The 11446-nt window shown below is 65.3% G+C and carries 11 protein-coding genes and 1 pseudogene; 2 read left to right on the forward strand and 10 right to left on the reverse strand.

What is annotated here, in order from left to right; translation table 11 throughout:
* Positions 1-152: 152 nt before the first annotated feature.
* Positions 153-1969 (reverse strand): annotated as a pseudogene (gene mutL, locus H8A92_RS18305) (DNA mismatch repair endonuclease MutL).
* 232 nt (positions 1970-2201) lie between these two features.
* Between mutL and H8A92_RS18310 the strand changes: the two are divergent.
* Positions 2202-2513 carry a ribbon-helix-helix domain-containing protein gene (locus H8A92_RS18310; RefSeq protein ID WP_229197066.1) on the forward strand — a complete coding sequence of 104 codons (312 nt, stop codon included), beginning with the start codon at positions 2202-2204 and terminating at the stop codon, positions 2511-2513.
* A gap of 124 nt (positions 2514-2637) precedes the next feature.
* Here the strand turns inward: H8A92_RS18310 and H8A92_RS18315 are convergent, their stop codons facing one another.
* From H8A92_RS18315 to H8A92_RS18330, 4 genes are read right to left on the reverse strand one after another with little or no spacing between them, the layout of a single operon-like run.
* Positions 2638-4206: a GMC family oxidoreductase gene (locus tag H8A92_RS18315; protein ID WP_229187842.1), complete on the reverse strand. Its 1569-nt coding sequence runs from the start codon at positions 4204-4206 to the stop codon at positions 2638-2640.
* Between the two features lie 24 nt (positions 4207-4230).
* Positions 4231-4779 carry a gluconate 2-dehydrogenase subunit 3 family protein gene (locus tag H8A92_RS18320; protein WP_229197067.1) on the reverse strand — a complete coding sequence of 183 codons (549 nt, stop codon included), beginning with the start codon at positions 4777-4779 and terminating at the stop codon, positions 4231-4233.
* Between the two features lie 32 nt (positions 4780-4811).
* Positions 4812-5207, reverse strand: coding sequence for a VOC family protein (locus H8A92_RS18325; RefSeq protein ID WP_229197068.1), 396 nt, complete (start codon positions 5205-5207; stop codon positions 4812-4814).
* Positions 5208-5528, reverse strand: a complete 321-nt coding sequence (locus H8A92_RS18330) for a c-type cytochrome (RefSeq protein WP_229197104.1) — start codon at positions 5526-5528, stop codon at positions 5208-5210. It abuts the gene before it with no gap.
* Between the two features lie 416 nt (positions 5529-5944).
* Here H8A92_RS18330 and H8A92_RS18335 point away from each other — a divergent pair, with 416 nt between their 5' ends.
* On the forward strand, positions 5945-6259 hold the full coding sequence (locus H8A92_RS18335) for a hypothetical protein (RefSeq protein WP_229197069.1): 315 nt from the start codon (positions 5945-5947) through the stop codon (positions 6257-6259).
* Positions 6260-6312: 53 nt separating this feature from the next.
* On the opposite strand, the gene arfB is transcribed toward H8A92_RS18335, so the two are convergent.
* The 5 genes from arfB to lspA all read right to left on the reverse strand — a co-directional run bounded on the left by arfB (position 6313) and on the right by lspA (position 11360).
* The gene (arfB, locus tag H8A92_RS18340; RefSeq protein ID WP_229197070.1) at positions 6313-6732 is read right to left on the reverse strand and encodes an alternative ribosome rescue aminoacyl-tRNA hydrolase ArfB; all 420 of its coding nucleotides are present in this window, start codon (positions 6730-6732) and stop codon (positions 6313-6315) included.
* A 316-nt stretch (positions 6733-7048) separates the two neighbouring features.
* Positions 7049-8413: a M16 family metallopeptidase gene (locus H8A92_RS18345; RefSeq protein ID WP_229197071.1), complete on the reverse strand. Its 1365-nt coding sequence runs from the start codon at positions 8411-8413 to the stop codon at positions 7049-7051.
* The gene (locus H8A92_RS18350; protein WP_233285520.1) at positions 8410-9795 is read right to left on the reverse strand and encodes a M16 family metallopeptidase; all 1386 of its coding nucleotides are present in this window, start codon (positions 9793-9795) and stop codon (positions 8410-8412) included. Before H8A92_RS18350 ends, H8A92_RS18345 begins: the two co-directional genes overlap by 4 nt.
* A 233-nt stretch (positions 9796-10028) precedes the next feature.
* On the reverse strand, positions 10029-10760 hold the full coding sequence (locus H8A92_RS18355) for a hypothetical protein (RefSeq protein ID WP_229197073.1): 732 nt from the start codon (positions 10758-10760) through the stop codon (positions 10029-10031).
* A gap of 102 nt (positions 10761-10862) precedes the next feature.
* Positions 10863-11360: a signal peptidase II gene (gene lspA / locus H8A92_RS18360; protein ID WP_229197074.1), complete on the reverse strand. Its 498-nt coding sequence runs from the start codon at positions 11358-11360 to the stop codon at positions 10863-10865.
* Positions 11361-11446: the final 86 nt, after the last annotated feature.

Genomic DNA, 11446 nt, shown 5'->3' on the forward strand with positions numbered 1-11446 from the left:
GGCCGATTCAACCAAAACCCATCCCGCTCTAGGGTCCCAGCCTTTCTCAGCGGATGCCTTCGTGGCTATTGGGTCCCAGGTCGCGCGGAGCCTGTCATCGGGCGGCGCTGCGCGCCGACCCGTTGGCTTGCCCGGGACGACGGGCATCGAGACTACCGCCGCCCGAACAGCTTCTCGATATCGCTCAGCTTCAACTCGACATAGGTCGGCCGGCCGTGGTTGCACTGGCCGGAGTTCGGCGTGTCTTCCATCTCGCGCAGCAGCGCGTTCATCTCTTCCGGCTTGAGGCGTCTCCCGGCGCGGACCGAGCCGTGGCAGGCCATGGTGGCGGCGACATGCATCAGCCGGCGCTCCAGCGGCAGCGCCTCGTCCCATTCAGCCATGTGCTCGGCGAGGTCGCGTAACAGACCGGCCGCATTGGCCTTGCCGAGCAGCGAAGGCGTCTCGCGCACGGCGACCGCGCCGGGTCCGAAGGATTCGATCGCGAGCCCGAACGAGGCCAACTCCTCGGCGCGATCGAGCAGCTTTTCGACGGTCGCTTCATCGAGCTCGACGATCTCGGGGATCAACAGGATCTGCCGCTGCACGCCGTTCTTCGCCAGCGAGGCCTTCAGCTTCTCATAGACGATGCGCTCATGCGCCGCGTGCTGGTCCACCACGATGAGGCCATCGCGGGTCTGCGACACGATGTAGGTCTCGTGGATCTGGGTGCGCGCGGCGCCCAGCGGCCGGTCGAGCATGTCGGGCGTGGGCGCGGTCTCGAAGCGCACATCGGCGGTCGGCGCGCGACGTCGAAGGCGGCCTGTCCGGGCTCGGCGAAGGCGGGCGCCGCCGCGCCATCGAACGAACGCGTCGGATTGACCGGATATGACGGCGAGCCGCGCCAGTCCCAATTGCTCGGGCGCGGCGGCGTGAAGGCCGTGCGGAATGCCGAGAGCGTGGCGCCGTCGGCGGTGTTGGCGGCGGTGCGCCTGCCTTCGCGCGCAAGGCCCTCCTTCAGGGCGTGCACGATCAGCGCGCGCACCAGGCCGGCATTGCGGAAGCGCACCTCGGTCTTGGCCGGATGCACATTGGCGTCGACCTCTTGCGGGTCGCAGGTCACAAACAGCGCCACCACGGGATGGCGGTCGCGCGGCAGATAATCGGAATAGGCCGCGCGCACGGCGCCGAGGATCAGCTTGTCGCGCACCGGACGGCCGTTGACGAACAGATATTGTCCGAGCGCATTGGCACGGGTCAGCGACGGCGCGGCGGCAAAGCCCTCGACCACGACGCCCTCGCGCTCGGCGCGCACCTCGATCGCGCTGGCGCGAAAATCCGCGCCCAGGATATCGCCGAGCCGCGTCAGCCGGCCTGCCGCGCCGGGAAGTGCTGCGGCCCAGGTGACCGGCGCGCGCTCTTCGCCCGCCAGCGTGAAGGCGATGTCGGGGCGCGCCATGCCGAGCCGCCGCACCACTTCGCGGATCGCTTCCGCCTCGGTGCGGTCGGTCTTGAGGAATTTCAACCGCGCCGGCGTTGCGTAGAACAGTTCGTTGACCTCGACGCGGGTGCCCTGGCCGAGTGCGGCCGGCATGACTTCCGACTTCTCGCCACCCTCGACCGACAGCGACCAGGCGTGCGGCTCGCCGGCATGGCGCGTGGTGATGCCGAGCTTGGCGACCGCGCCGATCGACGGCAGCGCCTCGCCGCGGAACCCGAGCGTGCGGATGCGCAGCAGGTCTTCATCGTCGAGCTTGGAGGTGGCATGGCGGTCGACCGCGAGCGCAAGGTCTGACCGCGTCATGCCGCCGCCGTCGTCGGTGATGCCGATCCGGCGCCGGCCGCCGCCGTCGGTGAAGATGTCGATCCGGCTCGCGCCGGCGTCGATCGCGTTCTCGACCAGTTCCTTGACCACGCTCGCGGGGCGTTCGACCACTTCGCCGGCGGCGATGCGGTTGACGAGCTGTTCGGGGAGCTGGCGGACGGGCATGGATTGCGCGATCGGACGGAGATTCGAGGGTCGGCGCCATTCTAGTCGGCTCGTCGGCCAAATGCATGGGGCGGTCCGCGAATAGCTGGCTATAGCTGGGGATGGAGCCGGCCTATCGCCTTGAAGACACTCACCTTCGCGTGTGCGCCGGCTACGCCCTACGTGGCGATTGTGACGCCGCATGCGGGGGTATATCGTTTAGAAAAACTATAATTCGATCGGGAGGATAGCCATGTGCCATTTGTTCTCGCACCAGCCGCAGCGCAATTATGAGTCGCAGACCCGGTCGCTGCGGATCGGTGGTCATTGCACCTCGATCCGGCTGGAAATGTCGTTCTGGGACACGCTGGAGGAGATCGCGGCCAAGGAGGGGATGAGCGTCGCGAAGTTCGTCACCACGCTGTATGGCGAAGTTCTCGACCATCATGGCGAGGTCAATAATTTCGCATCGCTGTTGCGGTGCTGCTGCCTGATCTATCGCTCGCAGAGCGTAGCTGCGGCGCCCGCATTCCAGGGCCAGCCGATCCTCGACGCCGCGGAATAAGCTTTCGGATTCATCGTGCAGAAAACAGCGGCCTTGTCCTGGGCAGGACAAGGCCGTTTGAGTTGCGAGGGAACTCAGGCTTCGGTTCTGATCGAGATCAGACCGAAGCTCGCCTTTCAGAGTCCTAGATCTCCTTGCGCTGCATCGCGCCGGCGATGGTGTCGGCCTGCCGGATCGCCAGCGAGACGATGGTCAGGGTCGGGTTGCAGGCAGCTCCGCTCGTGAACTGGCTGCCGTCGGACACGAACAGGTTCTTGATGTCGTGGCTCTGGCCGAACTTGTTGACCACGCCGTCGCGCGGCTTCTCGCTCATCCGGTTGGTGCCCATGTTGTGGGTCGAGGGATAGGGCGGCGTCGGATAGGTCACGGTGGCGCCGACCGCCTCATAGACCGCCGCGCCCTGCTTGTAGGCGTGATCGCGCATCGCGACGTCGTTCGGATGGTCGTCGAAATGCACGCTGGCGACCGGCATGCCGAACTTGTCCTTGATGTTCGGATCCAGCGTGACGCGGTTCGTCTCCTGCGGCAGATCCTCGCCGACCAGCCACATGCCGGCCATCCGCGGATAGCCTTCCATGGCGCTGGTGAAGCTGCGGCCCCAGGCGCCGGGATTGAGGAACGCGGCCATGAAGGGCAGGCCGAGCGACAGCGTCTCCATCTCGTAGCCGCCGACGAAGCCGCGCTTCGGATCGTTCTTCGCTTCGTCGCGGATGATGCCGGCCATCGTGGTGCCGCGATACATGTGCACCGATTTTTCGAAAGTCGCATACACGCTGCCGGTCATGTGCCGCAAATAGTTGCGACCGACCTGGCCGGATGAGTTGGCAAGCCCATCCGGGAACATGCTGGAGGCGCTGTTGAGCAGCAGCCGCGGGCTCTCGATCGAGTTGCCGGCGACCGCGACGACGCGCGCCTTCTGGCGCTGCATCGCGCCGGTCTCATCCGCATAGACCACGCCGGTCACCTTGCCGGATTGGTCGTGCTCGATCTTGATCACCATGCTCCCGGGGCGCACCTCGAGATTGCCGGTGGCTTCGCCCTTCGGGATCTCGGTGTAGAGCGTCGACCATTTGGCGCCGGACTTGCAGCCCTGGAAGCAGAAGCCGATCTGCTGGCAGGAGCCGCGGCCGTCGCGCGGCTCGCTGTTGATCGCCATTCGTCCGGTGTGCACCTCCTTGTAGCCGAGCTTCTTGGCGCCGGCTTCCAGCACCTTGAAATTATTGTTGCCGGGAAGTCCGGGAATGCCGTTGGTGCGGGTGACGCCCATCTTGTTCTCGGCCTTGGCGTAATAGGGCTCCATCTCGGCGAGCGTGATCGGCCAGTCCAGCAGATTGGCGCCGGGGATGTTGCCGTAAGCCGACTTGATCTTGAACTCGTGCTCGTCGAAGCGGAGCGAGGCGCCGGCCCAGTGCACGGTGGATCCGCCGACCGCCTTGACGATCCAGGCTGGAATATTGGGGAAGTCCTTGTGGACGCGCCAGCTGCCGGACGTCGTGCGCATGTCCGACCAGGCGAGCTGGCCGAAGCTGTCCCATTCATCGTTGATGAAGTCCTGGTTCTCGATGCGCGGTCCGGCTTCCAGGATCACGACCTTGATGCCCTTCTGCGCCAGTTCATTGCCGAGCGTTCCGCCGCCGGCACCGGAGCCGACGATCACGACAACGCCGCTGTCATTCAGATCGAATTTTGCCATTGTGTCCTCCCGACGTTGTCCGCTTCAGGCCTTCGGCAGCCAGTCGATGTCGGCGAAGCCGCGCTTGATGTAGCCGCCGTGCTCTGCGGAGGAGCCCTCGTAGCCGAACCGCGGCCACACCTCCTTGTTGTTGTAGAGCGAAGCGATGAGATCGCCGCGGATCTTCTGGAAGAACGCGCTCTCCTCGATCCGTTGCAGCAGCGCGACGCGATCGTTTTCCCAGGCGACCTGGGCGTAGGGCATCTTGTGGCGCTCGTTGGCTTCCTGATCGAGCCGCGCGACGCCGTCATTGATCAGCGATTTGACGGCCGGATCCTTGGCGGCCTTGTCATCCCACGGCTTGACCGCTGATATGTAGTAGCTGTCGCCGAGGAAATCGTGCGGATAGATGTCGCGCGCCATCTTCAACAGCGTCTTCATCGTTGCCGGTGTCAGCGTGCCCGCTTCGTCGGCCCATGCATCGGTAATGCCGAGCCCGGTGGATGTCGCGATCGCGACTGCTGGTGCGGTGACGGCCGCGCCCTTGAGAAAAACACGCCGGTCATATTTGCTGCGTCGATCGATCTCTCTCATTGGTTTCCTCCATAGACATTTTTGTAATTGGATTAACCGAAGCGCCCGCCGCGCTGGATCACCTCGATCTTGTAGCCGTCGGGATCGGAGACGAAGAAGAAGCGCGCCAGCGTCCGGCCGTCATGCTTGAAATCGCGCAGCGGCCCGGGCGACAGTTTCTCCTTCTCGAAGCGCGCGTGCTCGGCATCGACGTCATCGACCACGACGGCGAGATGGCCGTAGCCGTCGCCGAGCGTGTAGGGCTCCTTGCGATCGAAATTGACCGTGAGCTCGACCTCGAACGGCGAGGAGGGATGGCGCAGATAGATCAGCGCGAAATCGGCAAAGCGCAGATTGTCCGCAATCTCGAGGCCGAACGCGCGACGATAGAAATCGAGCGCCCTGGACTCGTCGAACACGCGGATCATCGAATGCACGGGTTTCGCCATTCAGTTCAGCTCCTTCAGGTAGGCGATGATCATGGCGCGGGTTTCCGGTTTGGCCTGCCGATAGGCCATCACGGCGCCGGGGATCACCTCTTGCGGATTGGTCAACCAGGCATCGAGCCTGGCGTCGTCCCAGACGAAATCGGTGTTGGCGAAGCCCGCGGAATATTTGAAGCCGTCAGCCTTGCCGGCATGGCGGCCGACGATCTTGTGGAGCGATGGTCCCTGCCGCACGGGATCCGACGTATTTGTCGTGTGGCAGGTCGCGCATTGCTGCTTGAACAGCGTCGCCCCATCGGGCGGCTTGGCGGCAGGCAATGGCATCTGCGCATTCGCGCTTTGCACTGCAAGCATTGCGCTGCAAAATCCCAGCGCCCAAAATCCCGGCGCAAACGTCCACCTTGCCGTCCACCCTGCGCGCAGCTTTGTCATATACATCACCGCCTCTGTGCAGTGACTGTAGGGGCCTGAAATCAGCCGTTGGTAGTAGCGGGCTGTTTCACAGCAGAACAAAGATGGGCGGTGATCCGGCGCGGAACCGGTGGTTGCCGCATATGCGGACGACAATTTCGCAAAATGACCGCGAAATCCCTGCACGATCACCACACGACGCAGTTTGCATTGCGTGTGCGCCGTTTGCGGAAATTCAGTCTCGCACGATGGGGTTTAGGGTCGGCGCTGCAAACGGCGCACGACCTGCGTCGCTCCTTCCATCGTCAATTAAAGTCCAGGAGAAATGGATGACGTTTGCAAAAACCAGCGTGCTCGCCCTTGCCATCGCGGCCGCGATGGCCGGCCCCGTCCTGGCACAGGGCGGGGCCACACCGAATACCCAGCTTCGCGGCGGTGCAGCGGGCGCGGGGACCGTGCAACAGGGCGGCGGCATGTCCGGCAGCGGCGATGAGGAAATGGCCGCGCAGCCGACTTCGCCGCCGCAGAAGAGCGGCACCAGCGCCAAGTCGGGCAGCAAGGGAACGGTCGGCAGCAGCAGCGGCCACGCAGCGTCACCGAAATCAGGTGGTTCCGAGATGGCGCCCGCAACCAAGAAGTACTGACGCGCGATGATCGGATCCCGGATGCAGCGCCGCGTGCGCTGCGTCCGGCGTTCTTAGTCGTCGAAACGGCGCGCGCCGCGGCCCGCCTTGACGTCGCTGCGGCGCTTCTTGCCTTCGAGCCGGCGCTGCTTGGAGCCGAACGTCGGCTTGGTCGGCCGCCGCGGTGTCGGCCGCACCATTGCTTCCCTCAACATCTCGAGCAGCCGCTCGATCGCGTCGGCGCGATTGCGTTCCTGGGTGCGGAAACGAAACGCCTGGATCACGATCACGCCGTCCTTGGTCATGCGGCTGCCGGCAAGCCGCGCCAGCCGCTGCGCCGCGTCCGCCGGCAGCGCGATCTTGTGCGTGTCGAAGCGGAGCTGCGCTGCGGTCGAGACCTTGTTGACATTCTGCCCGCCCGGACCGGAGGCGCGGACAAACACGATCTCAATGTCGTTCTCGTCGATCGTAAGGTCGCGGGACACCCGCAGCATGACATCACCCGGAGGGAAGAATCGGCGGCCGCAGGATAGCGGGTTTGTGCTGGGCGTGCTCGGGCGGTGTTGGTATGGGGCCGTTACGTCATCTGTCGGAGTATGTGGCTTACCCCTCTCCCCAACCCTCCCCCGCAAGGGGGGAGGGGGCCCATCCGTTCGCGCGTCCCTTACCTGCCGGACGTGAAAGGCCCGCCATCACGCGACGCGAGGTGAGCACGCCTCTCAGGCTCCCTCCCCCCTTGCGGGGGAGGGTGGGGAGAGGGGTGGCCGCAACGGTGGTGCGTATGAGGACGCGAATGCGCCCCGAACCGCGTCAGTCCGCCTTCGGCGGCGCCGACGCCGGTTGCGCGGCGGCTTGCGGGGCGCGGCCGACGATCACGGTGAGCAGGCCGTTACCCCAGAGCTTCCTGGCCACCCGCTTGGCGTCGTCGAGCGTCACCGCATCGACGATGGCATTGCGCTTCTCGATGTAGTCGATCGGCAGCTTGTCGAGCTGGTATTGCAGCATCGCCTGCGCGAGCTTGGAGGAGGTGTCGAGCGCCAGCATCTGCGAGCCCTTCAGATACGACTTCGCCTCGTCGAGCTCCTGCTGCGTCGGACCGTCCTCGGCGATGCGGCGGATTTCCGCATCGATCGCATCGACGGTCTGTCCGGCGCGGTCGGCGCGGGTGCCGGTGTTGCCGATGAACAGTGCGGAGTGGTCCATCCAGAGCAGCGATTCGTAGATCGAATAGGCCAGCCCGCGCTTCTCGCGCACTTCCTTGTAGAGCCGCGACGACAGCCCGCCGCCGCCGAGAATGTGGTTCACCACATAGGCGGCCATGAAGTCCGGGTCATGCCGGTTGATGCCGGGGCCGCCGAAGGTGACGACGGTTTGCGGCACGTCGAGCGGAACAAAGGCGCGCTGCGGCGGCTTGGCCGCCACGACGTCGATAATCGGCGTCAATTCGGCCTTCGCCGGCAGGCTGCCGAAGGTCTTGTCGAGCAGCTTGCCGAGCGTCTCCGGGTCGACGTCGCCGACCACGGCGATGCGCAGCGTGTCCTTCGCGACGATGCGGCGGGTATATTCCTTCAGGTCCGATATCTCGATCGTCGGCACGCTCTCCAGCGTGCCGGTGGCCGTTCTGGCATAGGGATGATCGCCGAATGCGAGCTCGAGGAACTTGCGGCCGGCCAGCGACGACGGATTGGTCGATTCGCGGCGCAGGTTCGAGATCACCTGGGCGCGGATGCGCTCGACGTCCTTGGCCTCGAAGTGCGGCGAGGTCAGCGCCATCCGCAGCAGGTCGTAGGCTTCGTCCTTGTTGTCCTTGAGCATGCGCAGCGAGCCACGGAATTGATCGCGGTTCGCTGCGAAGCTCAGCTCGATGGCGCGGCGCTCGAGCCGCTCATGATAGGTCTTGGAATCGAGATCGCCGGAGCCCTCGTCGAGCAGGTCGGCGACCAGATTGCCGACGCCGGGCTTGCCGGGCGGATCCTGGCTGGCGCCGCCGCTGAAGGAATATTCCATCGCGATCAGCGGCACGGTCGCATCCTGCACGAACCACGCCTCGATGCCGCCGGGCGACACCAGCCGCTGGATCTTGGCCGCGGCCTGCGAGGGAGCCGATGACAGTGTCAGCAGCGCGGCGCAGGCGCCGCCGATCAGCGCCGCGCGGCGGGTGAGGGAATAGGTCACGAGCGCTTCTCCTCGCGTTTCGGCGCGGTATCCTTGATCAGATAGCCGGTCACCGATCGCTTCTTGTCGAGCCAGGTGGCGGCAGCAGTGCGCACCTGCTCGGCGGTGACGGCGCGAATCCGTTCCGGCCAGCTCCTGATGTCGTCGATGCTGAGCCCGGTGGTCAGCGCGCCGCCATACCAGCGCGCCAGCGTCGCCTGGTTGTCCTGGGCGTAGATCGCCTCCGCGATGAGCTGGGTCTTGACCCGCTCGAGATCCTCGGCGCGCGCGGGGTTCTGTGCGAGGTCGGCGATCACCTTGTCGATCGCGTCCTCGATCTGCGCGAATTCGACGCCCGGCTTCGGCGTCACCGAGATCGAGAATTGCGACGGATCGAGCGCGGTGCCCTGGTAGCCGGCGCCGGTCGAGATTGCGAGACCCTTGTCGATCACCAGCGCGCGGTAGAGATAGGAATTGGCGCCGCCGCCCATCAATTGCGCGAGCACGTCGAGCGTCTGGCTCTCGCCTGCCGCCCCGGTTGTCGCCGACGGCACCAGGTAAGAGCGGCGCCAGCTCGGCTGCTCGACACGCGGATCCGACAGCGTCACTGTGCGTGGTGCGGCCGGCGTCGGTTCCTGCGGCCGGACGCGCTTCTCGGAGATCGCACGTTGCGCCGGGATCGGGCCGAAATTCTTCTCGACCAGCGGGCGGATATCCTTGGCGTCGACGTCACCGGCGATGACCAGGATCGCGTTGTTCGGCGCGTAGAAGCGCCGGTAGAAGGCGAGCGCATCCTCGCGGTCGAGCTTCTCGATCTCCTGGTGCCAGCCGATCACCGGCCGGCCGTAGGGATGGTTGAGATAGAGCGCGGCCATGATCTGCTCGGTGAGCCGGGCATCCGGGTTGTTGGCAACCCGCATGTTGAACTCCTCGAGCACGACGTCGCGCTCCGGCAGCACGTTCTCGTCCTTGAGGATCAGGCCGGTCATGCGGTCGGCCTCGAACTCCATCATGGTGGGCAGCTGCTCGCGCGGCACGCGCTGGAAGTAGCCGGTGTAGTCGCTGGAGGTGAAGGCGTTCTCGTTGCCGCCGACGCGCAGCACGGTCTGCGAGAACTCGCCGGCCGGGTGCTTGGCGGTCCCCTTGAACATCAGATGCTCGAGGAAATGCGCAAGGCCCGATTTGCCGGGCGTCTCGTCGGCGGAGCCCACCTTGTACCAGATCATCTGCGTGACGACGGGCGTGCGGTGATCGGGGATCACCACGACCTGCAGGCCGTTGTCGAGCGTGAAGCTGGCGGGACGTTCCGAGGTGACGGTGGTCTGGGCGCGGAGGCTGGCGCCCGTCAGCGGGATTGTTGAAACAAATGCCGCAGCAAACAGGGCAATCGAGCGAGAGCGCATCACGGTCCTTATGAAAGCCCGGACATACGGCCGGGACGTGAAAGCAGGCCATCGTACACGGTCGCGCCCGTGCCCGTCGTCACGAACCGGAGAGACGCAGGTCTCCCCGCATTAAGCTTTGCTCATGTCAGCCTTCGCCCGCGGAGGCCAAAAGATCGCGCCAAGAGATCGAACCAAGAGATATCGCCAAGCGATCACGCCAAGAGGTCACGGCAACAGATCACGCCAATCGATCACTGCACCGGTTTTCCGGTCATGACGTCATACTGGCCCTCTTTTCCCACCGGCAGCATCGGGCCTGTGCCATAGGCAAAGCCCGTGGACGGCGTCTGGTAGCCCGGCGGCGGCTCGGTCAGGGATTCGCGCGTCGGCTCGCCCTTGAACGGCTTGGACTCGCTGCTGTTTCCCTTGAATATGCCGAGCAGACCGCCGGTGTAACCGAGCTGGTTCGGCATCAGCGACGGATTGGTGCTTACGCCGGGCTCGATTGGCTCCTTCCGGCCGTCGGTGGCGGTCTGCTGCTTGCGGCCCGCCTCGATCTCGGCCGGTGTCAACGCCACCGCCGACTGCCACGGCTCCTTCTTCACTTCCTTCTTGCGCGCCGCGATCGCGGCCTTGCGCGCGGCGATATCAGGGTCTTTCGGCCAGTTCGGCGCGTTGACCTGGGCGGCCGAGGAGGGCGGGGGCAGGTCGAGCTTGGGCGGCACCACCAGCGGCGAGCGCTCGCGGTAGTCGATGCCCTTGCTGGCCGCGCTCTTGGCGCCGAGACCGGTCATCAGATTGTCGACGATCCGTTCTTCGAAGGTCAGCCCGTCATCGCCGTCGTCGTCATCGTCGCCGGCACGCACCGGACCGGCCGTCATGACCAGGCCGATTCCGGCCGCGACGAATGCCAGATGCAGGCCGCGCATCAGCGGCAGCCGGGACGTCTCGATCAGGTAACCGCGGGCTTTGGTGTTGCGCATCGCGCTATTCCCATCTCAAAATTCGCCAAGGCGATCACTGGCTTAGCGCTCAGTTCCGCTGGGTGCAGGTCAACCGCGCCGACAGGCTCGTATCGGCCGGGATCAGGGCGCTTTTACGGCGGGGGTCCCCATGACGGAATCATACAATAGGGCCGCCACGCCAGCAACGATCGCCACGTCGGCGAGGTTGAAGATGTACCAATTGAAGGTTTTTCCACCGATCTCGACATGAAACAGGGCAAAATCGACCACCGCGCCATAGGCGAAGCGGTCGATGCCGTTGCCGATGGCACCGCCGATGATCAGGCCGAGCGAAACTGTCGCAAGCCAGGTCCGGGAGCGCGCCATCCAGATCGCCAGCGCGATCACGGCGGCGGCCTTGATCGCCATCAGCAGGATCTGGGCCGCCGGGGTCTCGCTCTGGAACCAGCCGAAGCTGATGCCCGGATTCCAGGCCAGCACCAGGTCGAAGAACGGCGTCACCTGCACCGGGGCGTGATGCACGATGTCGAGGATATGGAGCAGCCAGAGCTTGGAGGCCTGGTCGGCAATCAGGGTCATGACCGCCGCCAGCACACCGGCGCGAACGGGGGAACTCATCGGAGCCCCGCCATTGACGTCGTCCCGGCGCAGGCCGGGACCCATACGCCGTGCCGGGTATTGTTTGAATGACTCGGGGTCATCAA

Source organism: Bradyrhizobium acaciae, from assembly GCF_020889785.1.
Taxonomy (GTDB): domain Bacteria; phylum Pseudomonadota; class Alphaproteobacteria; order Rhizobiales; family Xanthobacteraceae; genus Bradyrhizobium; species Bradyrhizobium acaciae.